Genomic DNA, 16,382 nt, shown 5'->3' with positions numbered 1-16,382 from the left:
GAGGACGCCGCGGACGTGCTGGACGTCGTGGGGGACGCGGGCGTCGACACGTTCTGCTGGCCGGACCGCGCGGCCCGCGGCGCCGTCTTCAACGCCGTCGTCGAGCGCACCGTCCGCGGCGGCGCGGTCGTCGCGCTGTCCAGCGACCACGAGGGGTACCTGCCGTTCGACGCCACGGACGAGCACGTCGAGGAGGGCGACCACCTCCGCGTGCAGGTCCACGACCCGAACCCGTGGTGGCACGACGACCGCTCGGTCGTCGGCACACAGCTCCGCGCCATCGGCGGGCTCGCGAGCCTCGAACGCGGCGTCGACGCGCTCGTCGCCGGGACGCCCGACGGCTCCCGGAACCACGAGCTCGCGCGCACGACGGAACTGCTCGCGCCCGACGTCCCCGACGAGTGGGGCGTCCAGTGGCACTACGCCGCTGACGGCGCGAGCATGGACGCGCTCGGGGACGCCCTCGAGGACCTCGTCTCGCTGGCGAACCGCCTGCGGGAAGCCGTCGCGGACGCGCCCGCGCCCGGCGACACCGCGCCGTACCGCGTCGCAGCGCCCGAGCGCACCGTCTGGGCGTGGTTCGGCCGCGACTCGCGGTTCGCGCTCGACGACGCGCGCCGCGAGGTCACCGCGACGCTGGACGGCCACCACCGCGTCAAGGCCGGCAGCGAGGCCGCCAGCGGCGCCGTCGACTTCGCGGAGGCGCTCGGCGCGGACACGGACGGCTTCCCGTTCGGCGCCGTCACCGACCAGTTCGGGCCGACCGAGGGCGACCTCGTCGCCATCGAACACGGCAAGCCCGACGGCCGCCTCATCACGCTCGGCCGCGGCGAGGTCACCGACCGCGACCGCGACGCCGGCCGCGTCACCGTCCGCCGCGAGATGACCGCCGGCGGCGCCTACGACGAACTCGGCGTCCCCCGCGAGGACGGCGACGTCGCCACCACGCGGTTCACCGAGGGGAACTGGTGGTACCCGACCGTCTACGAGGGCGCCGACGGCGAGGTCAAGGGCACGTACCTCAACGTCTCCACGCCCGTCGAGGTGTTCCCGGACGCCGTGCGCTACGTCGACCTCCACGTCGACGTCGTGAAACACGCCGACGGCACGGTCGACGTCGTCGACGAGGACGAGCTCCGGGAGTGCGTGGACGCGGGACTGGTCGGCGAGGAGCTCTCGGAGCAGGCGCTGTCGGTCGCCGAGCGCGTGCGCGCCGCGGTCAGCGACGACTAGAAGTGCGAGTCGGAGTCCGGGCTGCCCTCGCCGCGGCCGCCGCGGCCGCCCTCGTTGCGGTCGACGCCCATGTAGCTCTCCGGCTGGTCGCCGCCCCAGCCGCCGCCGTCGCCGTCCGTGAACCGGACGACCACGTCCTCGACCTCGTCGAACTCCGCCGCGAGGTCCATCTTGATGCGCTGGGCGGTCCGCGGGCTGATGCCACAGCCCGAACACGCGCCCCCGAGTTCGACGACGACCTCGCCGTCCGACGGGTCGGCCTTCCGGACGGCGCTGGTGCCGCCGTGGCTCCTGATGATGGGCATCTGGGCGGTGAGCCACGTCTCGACGCGCTCGTGGAGGCTCCCCGCGCCCGCTGTCTCGCTCATGACTGGGTGTTCGGGTTCGAGGAGTGATGTACTTTCGGTTGGGACGCTAGGCAACGTTCGTGTTGGACCCGTCCGTTTCGACTGCGTTCGCGGACGGTCCGGGCGACTCCTCGCCCCTCGAAACGCGCGTCAGTCGTCGTCGCGCTGCCACGCGGCGAGCGCGGCCGCAGAGACGCCCGCGAGCGCGGCGAGCGCGCCGAATCCGGGTACGCCGCCCCCGGACTCGCCGGTCGTGGTCTCGGTCGCGGTGGCCGTCGGCGTCGCGGTCTCGGTCGCCTTGGCCGTCACAGTCCTCGTCGCTACGGTCGTCGTCGCCAGTTCCGGCGGGTCGGCCTGCTCGCCCGCGCGGTTCGGGAACGTGTAGACGCCCGCGTCGTACGTCTGACCGCCCATGCTCCCCGCGACGAACGCCTCCTCGGTGGCGTACTGCGCCGTCCAGAACCGGGCTTCGTCGGGCCGCCGCCACCACGCCAACTCCTCGGGGTTCGCGGGGTCGCTGACGTCGTGAATCTTCACGCCGCCCTGATACCACGACGTGTACAGCCGGTCGCCGCGGAACTCGAAGTTGTGGCTGGTCGTCCACGTCCCGTCTCGGCTGCCGTCGGGAGTGGGCGGCGGCTCGATGAACGACAGTTTCTCGGGACTCCGGGGGTCGCTGACGTCCCAGAGGTCGATGCCGCCCTGCCCCGGGTCGGCGTCCTCGGTGTCGACGTCCCACGCCTCCGCGCCCGACGCGAGCAGCGACGCGTCGTCGTTCACCGCGACGTAGTGGGCGTTGCCGGGCATCGAGAAGCTCTCACGGCCCGCCTCGGTGTTCGAGAGCTTTCGAAGTTCTTCGACGCTGTAGTGGCCGAAGTGGTTGACGTACTCGGGGCTGGCGGGGTCGCTGACGTCCACCAGCCACGTCCCCGCGTCCCAGTACGCGACGTACAGCGTGTCCCCGTGGACGTAGAGGTCGTGGCACGTCCGTAAGGACGAATAGACGTCCCGCCAGCGCTCGTCGTGGTCGACGGTCGACCACCGGCCGACCTCCTCGATGGCGTCCCCGGAAATATCGACGAAGACGGCGGGGTTCTTCGCGCCGTCGTTCGCCGTCAGGTACGCCACGCCGTCCTGCAGGTAGGCGTTGTGAATCGGGAACTCCGTCTCGTAGAACCCCGTCTGCTCGGGGCTCGCGGGCTCGCTCACGTCGAAGACCACCACGCCCTGCACCGTCTCGGTCTGGGTCGGGTTCGCCGGCCCCACCGCGACGAGCGTGTCACCCTCGTGTTTCACGTCGTAGACATCCGCATCGGCCCGTCCTCGTGGTCTTCCAGCAGCGGCGCCACGCGAGCGAGCAGTTCCGGGTCCGCGGGGTCCGAGACGTCCACGGTCGCGATGCCGTCGGTCGTCGCCACGAACGCCGTCTCCCCGCCGTCGCCCACTACGACCTCCTTGGTTCCGTCGAGGTCGAGCACCCCCAGCGGCTCGAACGCCGACTGCCGGGCGCTGACGGTCCTGCCCGCGAACGGGAGGGCGGCCGCGGCGGCACTCGCGCGGAGCACGTCTCGTCGTCGCATACGCCCCCTCCGGCGGTTGCGTGGAAAAGTCCTGCGGGCGTTCGCTCTGCTTGATTTCTAGGTTCTCTCGTTCTTGCGTCTCTCGTTCGTGTTGTTACCTCCTCGAAAGCCCCGGCGGGCTCGCGGTCGCTCGCTGGCATATCCCTCGCTTTGCTCGGGATAGTGGCCAGCGAGACGACCAAGCAAGCGCGAGCCCGCCGCCCCTTTCAGTCCACCCCGTGGCCGTGGGTTGTGGCGGTTGCTACTGTCGTGCGGTTGCTCGGGTCGGGAGACAGAGCGGGCAAGTCGGAGAGGGGGTTATCGCGTTCGCTCGCCCGTACCGCCGGTGATGGCGGAGGCGACGGCGCCGTGGAGCACGACGTCGTCGCCCAGCGACGTGAGCCGAATCTCGGGGACGTTGTTGAACACGCTCTCGTCGATGTACTCGCGGATGGGGTCGAGCACCTGGTCGGGGTTGTTGAGCGCGACCGCGCCGCCGACGTAGACGACCAGCGGGGCGTACGACTGCACGAGGTTCGTGATGCCCATCGCGTTCCAGAAGCCGACCTGGTCGACGACGTGGCTCGCGAACTCGTCGCTGCCGGCGTGCTCGAAGACGTGCTTCGCGGAGAACTCGGCGTCGTCCAGCGGGAGCGCGGTGTCGACGCCGCCGTCCTCCTCGGCGAGCATGCGGGCGTACTCGGGGATGTTGTTCCCCGAGCAGTACGCCTCCCAGTGGCCGTCCCGGCCGCAGCCGCACGTCCGGCGGCCCTGCGGGTCGACGAGCATGTGGCCGAGTTCGCCGGCGTTCCCGTCCCACCCCTCGAGGACGTTGCCGTCGACGGCGACGCCCGCGCCGATGCCCGAGGAGATGGTGACGTACGCCATGTCGTCGGGGTTGCTGTCGGCGTGGAAGCGCTCGCCGATGACGCCCGCGATCGTGTCGTTGTGGAGGTAGACGCGCTCGGCGTCGATGAGGTTCGAAATCGGGCCGACGAGCGGGACGGTCCCCACGGAGTCCGGGAGGTTCGCGGGACCGTCGATGGTGCCCTCCGCGAGGTCCAGCGGGCCGATGCTGCCGATGCCCGCGGCCCGAACGTCGCCGGGGTCGACGCCGGCGTCCTCGCAGGCCGCGCGCACGGCGTCGAGGACGGCTTCCGTGACGTGAATCCCCGTCGGCCCGCGGGGGGTCGGGCGCTTGTCAGTGGCGACGACGGTGGCGTCGTCGTCCGCGACGGCGGCGCGCAGGTTCGTCGCGCCGAGGTCAACGCCGACGTAGTACGGCATCTACATCGAGTGGGGTCGCCCTCGCACTTAACTGCACAGCTTTCACTCGGAGCCGCGTTAGTTCCCCGCCGCGGGCGCGGGCCGCGTCGCCGTCCAGACCCGCGCCGGCCCGCGAATCCGACAGGCCGGCGCGGCGTCCTCGGTCGCGCCGACGCGCTCCACGGAGACGTCTGCGTCCGCGTCGAAGGCGACGACGTTCGCGGCCGCCACCACGCGCTCGTCGCCCTCGGGCACGGTCACGCGCTCGACGCGCCCGCGGCCCGCGAGGTAGACGGTGCCGTCGCCCGCGACGGTCGTCAGGAAGAGGCCGCTGCCGCGAGCCGGCGCGTCGCCCACGCGGTCGGCGCCCACCCGGACGTCGTCGGTCGCCGCGACGAACGACTCCCGGGTCGCCGCGACGCTGTTCTCGCCGAGGTCGGCCGCGACGACGCTGCCGCGGTGGCCCGGCCCGAACCGGACGGTCGTCGCCGCGTCGGCGGTCACGCGGACCGGCGTGCGCTCGCGGTGGCGGGCGTTCGCCACCGACCGCAGCACGCCCTCGCGCGCCTGCTTCACGCGGAGCTCGCCCACGTAGTCGACGAGCGCGCCCGACGCCGCGAGCACGCTCTCGCCGGCGGCCAGCTCCACGACGAGCAGCCCCGCCGCGCCGTCCTCGACGGACGCGTCCATCTCAGTGGTCGCCGCGCACGAACGTCACCGGGCACGGCGCCGACAGCAGCACGGTCTGGGCGGTGCTGCCGAAGACGGCCTTCCCGGTGGGCGAGCGCTTCCGCCCGCCGACGACCGCGATGTCGGCGTCCACGTCGTCCGCGACCTCCACGATGCTCTCGCCGTGCTCGCCGACGTGCCCGCGCACGTCGTAGTCGACGCCCGCGTCGCTCAGGTGCTCGCCGAGGTCGCGAATCGTCGCGTGGCGGCGCGCCACCGCGTCCGGGGTCACCTCGTCGCCGTCCTGAAAGCCGAGCCGGTCGGCGGTGTCGTCGTACTCCTCGCGCGTGAAGACGTGCGCCAGCGTCACCGTCGCGCCCGCCGGCCCGGCGACGTCCGTCGCGGTGCGCGCCAGCGGCTCGATTCGCTCGTCGTCGCTCGGTCCCACGGCCAACAGCAGGTTCTCGATAGCCATGTCTGCGGCCTGTCCCGGGAACCCCATAAGAATATCCCGCGGGGCGCGGGAGTACGACGCATGCTCGCTCCCGACCTCACCGACCGCACCGCGCTCGTCACCGGCAGCGCGACGGGACTCGGTCGCGCGCTCTGCCTCTCGCTCGCGGACTGCGGCGCCAGCGTCGCCGTCCACTACCACACGAGCGACGAAGAAGCGCGCGAGACCGCCGCGGACGCCCGCGAACGGGGCGCACCGGCCGCCGTCCCCGTGCAGGGCGACGTGACGAACCCGGAGGGCGTCGACGGCATCTTCGACGCCGCCGAGGCCGAACTCGGCACCGTGGACGTGCTCGTGAACAACGTCGGCGACTTCGCGCCCGCCCACTGGGAGGACATCGACTTCGCGGACTGGAACCGCGTCCTCGACACGAACCTCACGGGGACGTACCTCTGCTCGAAGCGCGCGCTCGACGGCATGCGCGCCCAGCAGTGGGGCCGCATCGTCAACGTCGGCTACGCGTCCGCCGAGAAGGGGCTGGTCTCCCCGAAGAACTTCCCGTACTTCGCCGCCAAGCAGGGCGTCCTGATGTTCACGCGGATGCTCGCCGCCGACACGCAGGACGACGGCATCACAGTCAACGCCGTCTCCCCGTACGTCGTCGAGACCTCCGACGAGTTCCCCGAGGACGCCCCCCGCGGCCGCTGGGCGTCGACCGACGACGTCGCGCAGGCGGTCCGGTTCTTCTGCGACGAGGACTCCGACTACGTCTCCGGCGAGAACGTGGAAGTCGACGGCGGGTGGCTGCCTGAAGACGTGTGACGCGGGGCGCGACGCGCCCCGGGACGCGCGAACGGCTGTGCCGTGAGCGCTCGCGAGCGGAGCGAGCGGCTCACTCGCTGTCGCTCCACGGCCCGACGCCGAAGGCGTTCCCGAGCACCCAGCCGGCGAGGAACGGCACGACGACGGCGAGGCAGGCGAGCCCGACCCAGCGCGCGGGCGGCGGCTGGCTCGCGAGGTAGACGAGGTACGCGGTCCCGGCGACGGGGAGCAGGCGCGCGAGCACCGACTGTTCGGCCATGCGCCGACTACCGCGCTCGCACGGAAGAACCCACCTGCTTGCCCGGAGCGGTACACCTTTGCTCCAGCACTCGGTCACGCCGGTCATGCACGAGCGAGCCGCGGAGTTCGTCGCGCGGGCCAGGGAGGAGTACGGCGTCGACGTGGACGTCGAGGAGTTCGACGAGGGGACGAAGACGGCGGCGGACGCGGCCGACGCGGTCGGCTGCGACGTCGCGCAGATCGCGTCCAGCATCGTCGTGGTCGCGGACGACGAGCCGGTCGTCGTCGTGACCAGCGGCGCGAACCGCGTGGACCTCGACAAGGTCGCGGTCTACCGGGACGCCGCGGACGCGCGCATGGCCGAGGCGGACGAGGTGAAGGAGGCGACGGGCTGGAGCATCGGCGGCGTGCCGCCCATCTGCCACGCGACGGACGTGCCGGTGCTGCTGGACGACACGCTCCTCGACCACGACGAGGTGTGGGCGGCGGCCGGCACGCCGACGGCGGTCTGGCCGGTCGACCCCGAGCGCCTCCGGGAGCTTTCGGGCGCGGAGCCGGTCGACGTCGCGGAGTGAGCGCTGCCGGCAGCCCGACCTTTTTGCTGCCGTCACGAGACTGTCACGTATGGACGAGGAGCTGCACCCGGAGGCGCGCGCGGCGATGGAGCGCCGCGAGCGGCTCGGCCTGACGTCGCTTCGCTCGGTGGGCGTGCGGCCGCTGCGGCTGCTGGAGCGCGCGACGAGCTGGTGGCAGAACCGCAACCCCCCGGAGGTCGGGCGCGTCGTCGACCGGACGATTCCCGGACCTGCTGGCGACCTCCCCGTGCGCCTCTACCGGCCCGCGGGCGACGGGCCGTTCCCGACGGTCGTCTTCTACCACGGCGGCGGGTTCGTGATGGGGAGCCTGGAGACGCACGACCTGTTCTGCCGGCACCTCGCGCGCGAGAGCGACTGCGTCGTGATGGCCGTCGACTACCGGCTGGCGCCCGAGCATCCGTTCCCGGCGGCCGTCGAGGATGCGTACGCCGCGCTCACGTGGGCGGCCGACAACCCGGACGCGCTCGCGGGCACGGGTGACCTCGCGGTCGTCGGTGACTCCGCTGGCGGCAACCTCGCTGCCGTCGCGTCGCTGATGGCCGCGGAACGCGACGGCCCCAAAATCGCCTACCAGTACCTCCTCTACCCGGGCGTCGGCGTCGAGGAAGACCAGCAGTCGGTCCGTGAGCACGCGGGCAAGGTGCTCACAGCGGACGACCTCCGGTGGTTCCGGGAGTGCTACTACCGCTCCGAGGTCCACGAGCGCAACCCCTACGGCGACCCGACGAACGCCTGCGACCTATCGGGGGTCGCGCCCGCGACCGTGCTCACGGCGGGCTTCGACCCGCTCCGGGACGGCGGCCGAAAGTACGCCGACCAGCTCGCGGCGGACGGCGTCCCCACGCGCCACGTCGAGTACGAGGACGTGATACACGGGTTCGCGACGATGCTCTCGAAGCCCGAGCTCGAGCGCGCCCACGAGGCGGTCGCGGAGGTCGCTGCCGACCTCCGCGAGGCCTTCGACGCGTAGTCACTGGTTCTCGAGCGCGTCGAGGATACACGCCGCGGCGACGACGGCCTCCCTCGGGACGCCGCTGGCGTCGTCGACGGTGACGGTGTAGGCGTCCCGCAGCGAGAACCTCCCGCGGATGTCGCCGACGTGGTCGCCGTCGGCGTCGAATATCTCGTACCTGTTCGGAATCAGGTTCGCGAGGCCGACGACGTGCCGGAGCGCCGAGAGCGGTTTGCTCTTCGAGCGAATCGTCGCCAGCGGCTCGCCCGTCTCGGGGTCCCGTACCGTCCAGTTCTCCACGAACAGCGAGAGGTCCTCGTCGAGCGCGACAATCTCCTCGCCGGTGCCGGCGTCCACGATGACGTAGTTCCCCGCGACGTCCACGATGCCGCCCGCTTTCACGGCGAAGGCGTCCTCGCCGTCGCCGGTGACGAACGGGAACTGCTCTTTCAGTTTGAACAGCTTCTGCTTGCCGCGCAGGACGACGTCCCCGTCGCTGTCGCGGACGGCGTACTTGTTCCGAATGAGGGACTGCTTGACCTCGTAGCGGTCGTCGTCGAGGTCGACCGTGGAGATGTCGTACGTGGAGGGCATCTGTCCGTTTTCGGGTGGTTCGTGCGCCGACAAAAGGGTTCGCCCGGTCACCGGGACCGACAGACCTTCACTGGCTCGCGCGGTACTAGACCGCGAATGAGTGACGACTACATCGAGGTCCGCGGGGCCGAGGAGAACAACCTCGACGACCTCGACGTGCGGATTCCACGCGAGTCGCTGAACGTGGTGACCGGCCTCTCCGGGTCGGGGAAGTCGTCGCTGGCCTTCCAGACCATCTACGCGGAGGGCCAGCGCCGCTACATCGAGAGCCTGTCGGCGTACGCCCGGAACTTCCTCGGGCAGATGGACAAGCCGCAGGTCGAGTCCGTGGAGGGGCTCTCGCCCGCCATCAGCATCGACCAGAAGAACGCCGCGAACAACCCCCGGTCGACGGTGGGGACGGTCACGGAGCTCCACGACTACCTCCGCCTGCTGTACGCCCGCGTCGGCGTCCCGCACTGCCCCGAGTGCGGCCGCGAGGTCGGCGAGCAGTCCGCCCAGCAGATGGTCCGCCGCATCCTCGAACTCCCCGAGGGGACGAAGGCCAAAATCGCGGCGCCCGTGGTCCGCGACCAGAAGGGCGCCTTCGAGGACCGCTTCGACGACCTCGTCAGCGAGGGGTACTCCCGCGTGGAGGTCGACGGCGAGGAGTACGACCTCGCGTACGACCGCCCCGAGTTAGACGAGAACTACGACCACACCGTCGACGTGGTGGTCGACCGCGTGGCCGTCAGCGAGGACAACCGCTCGCGCATCAACGACAGCGTCGAGACCGCGCTCGAGGAGGCCGACGGCGTGCTGAAGGTCGTCGTGCCGGACGCCGACGAGGACCTCGAACTCGGGGGCGCAACCGCCCGGAGCACCGGCGACCTCGCGGACGACGACGGCGACGACCGCTTCGTCGTGGAGTTCAGCGAGGACCTCGCCTGCACGCACTGCGGCATCGACATCAGCGAGATCGAGACCCGGTCGTTCTCGTTCAACAGCCCGCACGGCGCGTGTCCCGAGTGCGAGGGCATCGGGAACACGAAGGAGGTCAGCGAGGACCTCGTGGTCGTCGACGAGAGCAAGCCGGTGAAACACGTCTTCGAGGCGTGGAGCTACAACCGGTCGTACTACCAGACGCGGCTGGATTCGGTCGCCGAGCACTTCGGCGTCAGCCTCGACACGCCGTTCGAAGAACTGGACGAGGACGTCCAGCAGGCGTTCCTCTACGGCACCGACGAGGACGTCGTCTTCAAACGGAACACGAAGAACGGCGTGCGCCGCAAGGAGAAGCCCTTCGAGGGCGTTATCCCGAACCTCGAACGCCGCTACGTGGAGACCGACTCCGAGAGCACCCGCGACCACATCGAGGAGTACATGTCCGTCACGACGTGCCCGGCGTGTGACGGCACGCGCCTGAAGCCCGAGTCCCGCGCGGTGCTCGTCGACGGCACGCCCATCACCGAGGTCAACCGGATGAGCATCGGGGACGCCCTCGAGCACTTCGAGGGGATGGAGGACAACCTCGACGACCGCGACCGGAAAATCGCCGAGGAGATTCTGAAGGAGATCCGCGCGCGCCTCGGCTTCATGACCGAGGTCGGCCTCGAGTACCTCACGCTCGACCGCGAGGCCTCCACGCTCTCGGGCGGCGAGAGCCAGCGCATCCGCCTCGCCACGCAAATCGGCTCCGGGCTCGTGGGCGTGCTGTACGTCCTCGACGAGCCCTCCATCGGCCTCCACCAGCGCGACAACGACCGCCTCCTGAACACCCTAGAGGAGCTCCGGGACCTCGGGAACACGCTGGTCGTCGTCGAGCACGACGAGGAGACGATGCGGCGCGCGGACAACGTCGTCGACATGGGGCCGGGGCCGGGCCGCCACGGCGGCGAGGTCGTCGCGAACGGCGACGTCGAGGACCTGATGGCCGCCGAGGACTCCGTCACCGGCGACTACCTCGCGGGCCGCGAGCAGATTCCCGTCCCCGACGAGCGCCGCGACTACGAGGCCACGCTGACGATTCGGGGCGCCCGCCAGCACAACCTCCGGGACCTCGACGTCGACCTCCCAATCGGCGCGTTCACCGCCATTACCGGCGTCTCGGGCTCCGGGAAGTCGACGCTCATGCACGACATCCTCTACAAGGGCCTCGCCCGCGAGATGAACGACAACACGAGCGTCGACCCCGGCGATCACGACGCCATCGAGGGCGTCGACAACGTCGAGACGGTGCGGCTCATCGACCAGTCCCCCATCGGCCGCACGCCGCGCAGCAACCCGGCGACGTACACCGGCGTCTTCGACTACGTCCGCGAGAAGTTCGCGGAGACCAAGCTCGCCAAGCAGCGCGGCTACGAGAAGGGCCGGTTCTCGTTCAACGTCAAGGGCGGGCGGTGTGAGGCCTGCGGCGGGCAGGGCACCCAGAAGATCGAGATGAACTTCCTCTCGGATGTCCACGTCCCCTGCGAGGAGTGCGGCGGCGACCGCTACAACGACGAGACGCTGGACGTCACGTTCAAGGGCGCGACCATCGCGGACGTCCTCGACATGAGCGTCGAGGAGGCCTACGAGTTCTTCGAGGCGGACTCGCGGCTCGGCCGCCGCCTGAAGCTCCTGATGGACGTCGGCCTCGACTACATGAAGCTCGGCCAGCCCTCCACCACGCTCTCCGGCGGGGAAGCCCAGCGCGTCAAGCTCGCCGAGGAGCTCGGGAAGAAGGACTCCGGGGACACCCTCTACCTGCTGGACGAGCCGACGACGGGCCTCCACAGCGCCGACGAGCGCAAGCTCATCGAGGTCCTCCAGCGGCTCACCGACCGCGGGAACACCGTCGTCGTCATCGAGCACGAGCTCGACCTCGTGAAGAACGCCGATCACGTCGTCGATCTCGGCCCCGAGGGCGGCGAACACGGCGGCGACCTCGTCGCCGCCGGCACCCCCGAGGAAGTCGCGCGCGACGACGACAGCCACACCGGGCGCTACCTCCGCGACAAGCTCCCCGAAATCGACCTCGAGGGGCCGCGCAGCGACCGCGAGAAGCCCGCCGCCGACGAGCAGGCCGCGCCGACAGCGGACGACGACTAGACCGCACTTTTTGCGCTGCGGGGGTGCGCCTGCGGCGCACCCCGCTCAGCAAAAACTTGCGGAAAAAGCGCCGTCGGACCCCCGTCAGAGCAGAGCTCTGACGAGCTCTCGTTCACTCCACTCACGAGAACCCCACTTCGGGGGTCCTCGGCGCCCGCGATCGCTCGCGGATGATTGCGCCACGCCGCTGGCGGGCCGCCGCCGAACACTTTAGATCGGGCGATCCGAAGCGGGGGCCATGTCACGATGGCGCCGCGTCGTCCGCCGGGAGCTCGCCCGGTACCGCGAGGACACCGGGTGGCGGGTCGTCGAACTGCAGGAGCTGTACGACCAACTGCTGCCGGTGCTCCGCGAGGAGTTCCCCGACAACCACAACCGGGAGGCGAAGCTCCGGCAGGTGCTCCAGCAGCTCGGCGACCGCGGGGAGGTCGCGTTCGTGGACGGCGACGGCACCTACCGGATTCTCGAACTGGGCGAGACGGCGGAGCCGCTCGGTAGCGAGGCGACAGCCGGGGACGACTGGCAGTACGAGGCCAGCGAGTACGAGACGACGGTCGGCGCTCGCTCGCTGCCGACCGCGTTCCGCGACGCCGTCCTCGCGCGGTACGACACCGAGTGCCCGATATCGGGCGTCGACCACCCGCGCCTGCTCGACGTCGCACACGTGCTGTCGTGGAGCGACCACGAGTCGCTGCGCACGGATCCGGCCAACGTCGTCGCGCTCGACAAGACCCACCACGCGGCGTTCGACGCGGGGCTGTACACGCTCGACGCCGACTTCCGCCTCCGCGTCGCGCCGTCGTTCGAGACGGACAGCGACCTCCTCCGCCGGACGCTCGTGGCGCGGGACGGCGAACGCGTCGACGTCGGGCCCGACCGCCTCGACCCGTCGTACCTCGAACGGCGGAATCGGGCGCTCGACTGGTGGTGACGGCCTACGAACCCGGTGACGCCGGGGTAACTCGTTCGGGCGCGACTCGCCGGTGGGCGCAGGCTCTTTTCCGGGTAGCGACTGTACGCGAGTGTGAGTCAACGAAAGGCGGACTACGTCGACGACGTCGACGTGGACGACGACTGGGACAGCCAGCCGACCGACGACGAACTCGCGGAGACCGTCGAGAACCTCGAAGCCAGCGGCTTCGACGTCGAGGTCGTCGCGGACGCCGAGGCGGCCCTCGACGTGCTCGTCGACGAGATTCCCGCGGGCGCGTCCGTGATGAACGGCCACTCGACGACCCTCGAGGAGGTCGGGTTCGACGACTACCTCAACGAGGGCGAGCACGACTGGGAGAACCTCGCGGCGGACATCTGGAGCATCGACGACGACGAGGAGCGGGACGCCGCGCGCCGCGAGGCCCAGACCGCTGACTACTTCCTCGGCAGCGTGAACGGCATCGCGCAGGACGGCACGCTCGTCGCCGCGGACCTCTCCGGGAGCCGCGTCGGCGCGTACCCGTTCGCCGCCAAGAACCTCCTGCTCGTCGCGGGCGTGAACAAGATCGTCGAGGACGTCGAGGCCGCCCGCGAGCGCCTCCACGAGTACGCCTACGAGTTCGAGAACCAGCGCGCCCAGGACGCCTACGGCGTCGAGAGCGCGCCCGCGAAGGAGCTCGTCTACCGGCAGGAGGGCACGGAGGGCCGGACGACGGTCGTGCTCGTCGAGGAGACCCTCGGGTACTGAGCGAAGCCTCTTTTCTGTCTCGGCACGTACGAGTCGGTAATGTACGACTTCGCAGTCGTCGGCGTCGGCCCCGCCGGCGCACGCTTCGCGCGGCGAGCGGCCGAGCGCGGCTACGACGTGGTCGCCTTCGAGTCGGGCGAGCTCGGGAAGCCGCTGGCGTGCTCGGGGCACGTCAGCCTCGACGTCTGGGAGTTCGTCCCCGAGGACGCCCGCGAGGAGCTCTTCCAGAACGCCATCCACGGCGCTCGCTTCCACCTCGGCGGCGCCGACTCCGAGGCCCACCCGTTCTACAAGGACGACCCCATCTCGAACGCCGTCGACCGCGTGCAACTCGACAAGGTGCTGGCGGACGCCGCCCGGGACGCGGGCGCGGACGTCCGCGAACAGCACACGGTCACGGGCGTCGAGGAGTTCCCGGACCGCGTGGAGCTCACGGTGCGCGGCCCCGAGGAGACGTTCGACGTGACCGCGAAGATGGTCGCGGGCAGCGACGGCCCGCGCTCCCGCGTCCGTGACGCGCTCGGCCTCCCCGAACCGGACGAGTTCCTGCACGGCGCGCTCGCGTTCGACCCCGAGCCCGACCACGCGGACTTCGTGGACGTCCACCTCACGGTGCCGGAGTTCTTCGCGTGGCGCATCCCGCGCGGCGAGGGCGGCGTCGAGTACGGGCTCGCGGCCGCGCCCGGCGAGGACGTCCCCGCGCTGTTCGACGCGCTCGTCGACGACTACGGCGTCGACGTGGAGCACCGCTGCTCGGGCATCATCCCCATCGGCCCCCCGGACCGGGTCACGAGCACGCGGGGGTTCCTGCTCGGCGACGCCGCGGGCCAGACGAAGCCGTTCACGGGCGGCGGCATCCTCTACGGGATGACGGCGGCGGACTGCGCCGCGCGCGAAGTCGACCCCGACCGGCCGACGACGCTCTCGAACTACGAGTCCGCGTGGCGCGACGAGCTCGGCCGCGACATCCAGCTCGGCCACCTCGTCCGCAAGGGGTACTCCGCGCCCGAGCCCGTCCAGCGCGCGGGGATGCGGCTGTTCGAGGGCGAAATCGGGGTTCACATGGACCAGCCGACGAGCCTCTTCTCGACCGCGCAGCTCCGCGCGCTCCTCAAGTAGCGTCGTACGCCGGGATGCGCGCCGAGCGCCCCGTGCACTCCACGAACGGCAGGTCAGTAATCTCCGCGGCGGCGTCGCCGTCGCCGGTCTCGACGGTCACGTCGCCGCCCGTCACGTCGTAGTTCACCTCGGCGAACGCGATCGGCTCCTCTCGCAGCGGGCTGACCGCGGCGCGCGTCACCTCGCCCACGTCGCCGCCGTCCTGCGCGACTGTCGCGCCCGCCTCCGGGAGGTCGTCGGCGACGAGGCCGACGAGTCGGCCGCTCGGCTGGCCGCGGTTCCGCACCTTCGAGACGACCTCCTGTCCGACGAAACACCCCTTCTCGTAGTCGACGGCGTTGTCGAGGCCGAGCACGTTCGGCACGCGGCCCTCGAGTTCGGTCTCGAACAGCGGCGTGCCGGCTTCCAGCGTGAGCGTCTCCCACGTCCGCCGGCCGAACGGCGTGGCGTTCAGCCCGCGCACCACGAGCGTCTCGAAGACGGGGTCGGCGTCCGCGGCCGCGCAGATGACGAGGTAGCCCTCCTCGCCCGCGAGGTCGTCGTCGCGGATGACCGTCACGCCCTCCTCCATCGCGCCGCGCACGAACCGCAGCGGCTCCTCGGGCGGGCTCGCGCCGCCGAGCACGCTCGCGATCTTCTCCGTGGCCTTCGGGCCGTGCGCGCCGAACACGCCGAAGCGGTCGGTCGCGTACTCAACGTCGACGTCCTGCACGAACGTCCGCTCGCTCCACTCCTCGGCGACCGCCTCGCCCTCGCCCGCGGGGAAGAACACCAGCAGGCTGTCCCCGGTCGCGAACACGTAGCAGTCGACGCGAATCCGGCCCTGCGGGTCCAGCAGGAGCGCGTAGACGCCCTCGCCGTCCTCGGTCGGGACGCGGTTCGTCACCGTGTCGTCGACGAACTCGCGGCGGTCCGCGCCCTCGACGACGACCACGTCGAAGGCGTGCTCGGTGATGCCGACGGCGTTTCGCACCGCGCGGTGGGTGCGCTCGGAGCGGCCGTACTCCTCGGGGAGCGCGCGGCCCGCGACCTCGCGGAACGACGCGCCGTGGTCCTCGTGGCGGTCCCTGACGACTGTCATACGGGGAGTCTCGGCGTTCGCGCGGGTAAACCCACCGGGTTCCGCTGCCCGCCGCTACAGGCCGATGCGCCGCCGCAGCTCCTCCAGCAGCGACGGCTCGTCCTGCTCGTCGCCGTCGGGGAACACGCGGTCGTCGGCGCGGAAGACGGTGCGGTTGCCGTCCTCCTCGGCGTCGATGAGGCCGTCGTCCTTCAGCGCGCCGAGCGCGTCCTCCAGCTCGTCGATGCTCGCGTCGACGTGCGAGCGCAGCTCGAACAGCGTCATCCCCTCGCTCGGCCGGTCGACGAGCGCCTCGAGTACCGCCACCTCCGTCTCCGCGCGGTCGCGATACTCGGGTTTGACGTGCATGCCCCGACCGAGGACTGCCGGCGCCTTAGCAGTATCCCCGAGCGGTAGTCTTTTGCCGCTGGCTCGGATACTGCCGTCCTAATGGGTCTCAGGTGCTCCCTGCTCGGACACGACTACGGCGAGGCGTTCGTCGAGCGGGACCGCGAGGAGCGCGGCGACGAAGTGGTCGTGACCGAACGCGAGCTCAAGGAGTGCGCGCGGTGTGGCTCCGAGAAGGTCACCAGCGAGAACACGGAGGTCCGGTCCCTCCAGTCCGAGCGACGCCAGCAGGCGGAGGCGTCCACGGAGCAGGAGCCGGAGCCCGACCAGCCCGCCGCGGAGCCGGCCGCCGACGCGACGCCGGACGCGGGCG

18 protein-coding genes and 1 pseudogene are annotated in these 16,382 nt (G+C 71.1%); 9 read left to right on the top strand and 10 right to left on the bottom strand.

Annotation, left to right across the window (positions count from 1 at the left end; all coding sequences use genetic code 11):
- Positions 1-1,233 (top strand): DUF402 domain-containing protein (locus tag GJ634_RS09040; protein WP_157502332.1); only part of this gene is annotated, 1,233 nt, incomplete at its 5' end.
- On the opposite strand, the gene GJ634_RS09035 is transcribed toward GJ634_RS09040, so the two are convergent.
- The 6 genes from GJ634_RS09035 to GJ634_RS09010 form a co-directional block, all read right to left on the bottom strand.
- Entirely contained in the window at positions 1,230-1,601 is a 372-nt protein-coding gene (locus tag GJ634_RS09035; protein WP_157502330.1) for a NifU family protein, read from the bottom strand. The two genes, GJ634_RS09040 and GJ634_RS09035, sit on opposite strands and share 4 nt — an antisense overlap.
- Before the next feature lie 129 nt (positions 1,602-1,730).
- Positions 1,731-2,876 (bottom strand): LVIVD repeat-containing protein, encoded by a 1,146-nt coding sequence (locus GJ634_RS09030; protein WP_157502328.1) that lies wholly within the window; start codon positions 2,874-2,876, stop codon positions 1,731-1,733.
- Positions 2,873-3,160, bottom strand: a complete 288-nt coding sequence (locus tag GJ634_RS09025) for a hypothetical protein (protein WP_157502326.1) — start codon at positions 3,158-3,160, stop codon at positions 2,873-2,875. Before GJ634_RS09025 ends, GJ634_RS09030 begins: the two co-directional genes overlap by 4 nt.
- 297 nt (positions 3,161-3,457) lie before the next feature.
- A complete protein-coding gene (locus tag GJ634_RS09020; RefSeq protein WP_157502324.1) occupies positions 3,458-4,426 on the bottom strand; it encodes an ROK family protein in 969 nt (322 codons plus the stop codon).
- Between the two features lie 57 nt (positions 4,427-4,483).
- Entirely contained in the window at positions 4,484-5,095 is a 612-nt protein-coding gene (locus GJ634_RS09015) for an AIM24 family protein (protein WP_157502322.1), read from the bottom strand.
- A gap of 1 nt (position 5,096) precedes the next feature.
- Positions 5,097-5,549, bottom strand: a complete 453-nt coding sequence (locus tag GJ634_RS09010) for a universal stress protein (RefSeq protein WP_157502320.1) — start codon at positions 5,547-5,549, stop codon at positions 5,097-5,099.
- A 60-nt stretch (positions 5,550-5,609) separates the two neighbouring features.
- On the opposite strand from GJ634_RS09010, the gene GJ634_RS09005 reads away from it, so the two are divergent.
- Entirely contained in the window at positions 5,610-6,350 is a 741-nt protein-coding gene (locus GJ634_RS09005) for an SDR family NAD(P)-dependent oxidoreductase (RefSeq protein ID WP_157502318.1), read from the top strand.
- 70 nt (positions 6,351-6,420) lie between these two features.
- Here the strand turns inward: GJ634_RS09005 and GJ634_RS09000 are convergent, their stop codons facing one another.
- Positions 6,421-6,609: a hypothetical protein gene (locus GJ634_RS09000; protein WP_157502316.1), complete on the bottom strand. Its 189-nt coding sequence runs from the start codon at positions 6,607-6,609 to the stop codon at positions 6,421-6,423.
- 85 nt (positions 6,610-6,694) lie between these two features.
- On the opposite strand from GJ634_RS09000, the gene GJ634_RS08995 reads away from it, so the two are divergent.
- Both GJ634_RS08995 and GJ634_RS08990 read left to right on the top strand, forming a co-directional pair.
- The gene (locus GJ634_RS08995) at positions 6,695-7,165 is read left to right on the top strand and encodes a YbaK/EbsC family protein (RefSeq protein WP_157502314.1); all 471 of its coding nucleotides are present in this window, start codon (positions 6,695-6,697) and stop codon (positions 7,163-7,165) included.
- A gap of 49 nt (positions 7,166-7,214) precedes the next feature.
- On the top strand, positions 7,215-8,156 hold the full coding sequence (locus GJ634_RS08990; RefSeq protein WP_157502312.1) for an alpha/beta hydrolase: 942 nt from the start codon (positions 7,215-7,217) through the stop codon (positions 8,154-8,156).
- Here GJ634_RS08990 and GJ634_RS08985 read toward each other — a convergent pair whose 3' ends face one another.
- Positions 8,157-8,732 (bottom strand): hypothetical protein, encoded by a 576-nt coding sequence (locus tag GJ634_RS08985; RefSeq protein WP_157502310.1) that lies wholly within the window; start codon positions 8,730-8,732, stop codon positions 8,157-8,159.
- Positions 8,733-8,828: 96 nt separating this feature from the next.
- On the opposite strand from GJ634_RS08985, the gene uvrA reads away from it, so the two are divergent.
- From uvrA to GJ634_RS08965, 4 genes are all read left to right on the top strand, one after another.
- The gene (uvrA, locus tag GJ634_RS08980; protein ID WP_157502308.1) at positions 8,829-11,801 is read left to right on the top strand and encodes an excinuclease ABC subunit UvrA; all 2,973 of its coding nucleotides are present in this window, start codon (positions 8,829-8,831) and stop codon (positions 11,799-11,801) included.
- Between the two features lie 238 nt (positions 11,802-12,039).
- On the top strand, positions 12,040-12,732 hold the full coding sequence (locus tag GJ634_RS08975) for an HNH endonuclease (protein ID WP_157502306.1): 693 nt from the start codon (positions 12,040-12,042) through the stop codon (positions 12,730-12,732).
- Between the two features lie 93 nt (positions 12,733-12,825).
- Positions 12,826-13,482 (top strand): lactate utilization protein, encoded by a 657-nt coding sequence (locus GJ634_RS08970; RefSeq protein WP_331714078.1) that lies wholly within the window; start codon positions 12,826-12,828, stop codon positions 13,480-13,482.
- A gap of 39 nt (positions 13,483-13,521) precedes the next feature.
- Positions 13,522-14,601, top strand: a complete 1,080-nt coding sequence (locus GJ634_RS08965; RefSeq protein ID WP_157502302.1) for a geranylgeranyl reductase family protein — start codon at positions 13,522-13,524, stop codon at positions 14,599-14,601.
- Here GJ634_RS08965 and GJ634_RS08960 read toward each other — a convergent pair.
- Positions 14,594-15,682, bottom strand: coding sequence for an aminomethyltransferase family protein (locus GJ634_RS08960; RefSeq protein WP_157502300.1), 1,089 nt, complete (start codon positions 15,680-15,682; stop codon positions 14,594-14,596). The genes GJ634_RS08965 and GJ634_RS08960 overlap by 8 nt on opposite strands.
- Before the next feature lie 54 nt (positions 15,683-15,736).
- Complete coding sequence (locus GJ634_RS08955; protein WP_157502298.1) at positions 15,737-16,030, bottom strand: DUF6432 family protein; 294 nt, start codon at positions 16,028-16,030, stop codon at positions 15,737-15,739.
- An 81-nt stretch (positions 16,031-16,111) separates the two neighbouring features.
- Between GJ634_RS08955 and GJ634_RS08950 the strand changes: the two are divergent.
- Positions 16,112-16,382: pseudogene (locus GJ634_RS08950) on the top strand (hypothetical protein); the annotation flags it as partial.

The sequence above is a fragment of the Halobacterium sp. CBA1126 genome, assembly GCF_009741975.1.
In the GTDB taxonomy this organism is placed as follows: Archaea; Halobacteriota; Halobacteria; order Halobacteriales; family Halobacteriaceae; genus Halobacterium.
The sequence above is the reverse complement of the archived record's forward strand: the minus strand, read 5'-3'. Positions and strand labels throughout refer to the sequence as shown.

Bases quoted from the DNA above. Each gene is read 5' to 3' on its own strand.
- GJ634_RS09035 (WP_157502330.1), bottom strand. From the start codon at position 1,601: ATGAGCGAGACAGCGGGCGCGGGGAGCCTCCACGAGCGCGTCGAGACG.
- GJ634_RS09025 (WP_157502326.1), bottom strand. From the start codon at position 3,160: ATGCGACGACGAGACGTGCTCCGCGCGAGTGCCGCCGCGGCCGCCCTC.
- GJ634_RS09020 (WP_157502324.1), bottom strand. From the start codon at position 4,426: ATGCCGTACTACGTCGGCGTTGACCTCGGCGCGACGAACCTGCGCGCC.
- GJ634_RS09015 (WP_157502322.1), bottom strand. From the start codon at position 5,095: ATGGACGCGTCCGTCGAGGACGGCGCGGCGGGGCTGCTCGTCGTGGAG.
- GJ634_RS09010 (WP_157502320.1), bottom strand. From the start codon at position 5,549: ATGGCTATCGAGAACCTGCTGTTGGCCGTGGGACCGAGCGACGACGAG.
- GJ634_RS09005 (WP_157502318.1), top strand. From the start codon at position 5,610: ATGCTCGCTCCCGACCTCACCGACCGCACCGCGCTCGTCACCGGCAGC.
- GJ634_RS09000 (WP_157502316.1), bottom strand. From the start codon at position 6,609: ATGGCCGAACAGTCGGTGCTCGCGCGCCTGCTCCCCGTCGCCGGGACC.
- GJ634_RS08995 (WP_157502314.1), top strand. From the start codon at position 6,695: ATGCACGAGCGAGCCGCGGAGTTCGTCGCGCGGGCCAGGGAGGAGTAC.
- GJ634_RS08990 (WP_157502312.1), top strand. From the start codon at position 7,215: ATGGACGAGGAGCTGCACCCGGAGGCGCGCGCGGCGATGGAGCGCCGC.
- GJ634_RS08985 (WP_157502310.1), bottom strand. From the start codon at position 8,732: ATGCCCTCCACGTACGACATCTCCACGGTCGACCTCGACGACGACCGC.
- uvrA (WP_157502308.1), top strand. From the start codon at position 8,829: ATGAGTGACGACTACATCGAGGTCCGCGGGGCCGAGGAGAACAACCTC.
- GJ634_RS08975 (WP_157502306.1), top strand. From the start codon at position 12,040: ATGTCACGATGGCGCCGCGTCGTCCGCCGGGAGCTCGCCCGGTACCGC.
- GJ634_RS08965 (WP_157502302.1), top strand. From the start codon at position 13,522: ATGTACGACTTCGCAGTCGTCGGCGTCGGCCCCGCCGGCGCACGCTTC.
- GJ634_RS08960 (WP_157502300.1), bottom strand. From the start codon at position 15,682: ATGACAGTCGTCAGGGACCGCCACGAGGACCACGGCGCGTCGTTCCGC.
- GJ634_RS08955 (WP_157502298.1), bottom strand. From the start codon at position 16,030: ATGCACGTCAAACCCGAGTATCGCGACCGCGCGGAGACGGAGGTGGCG.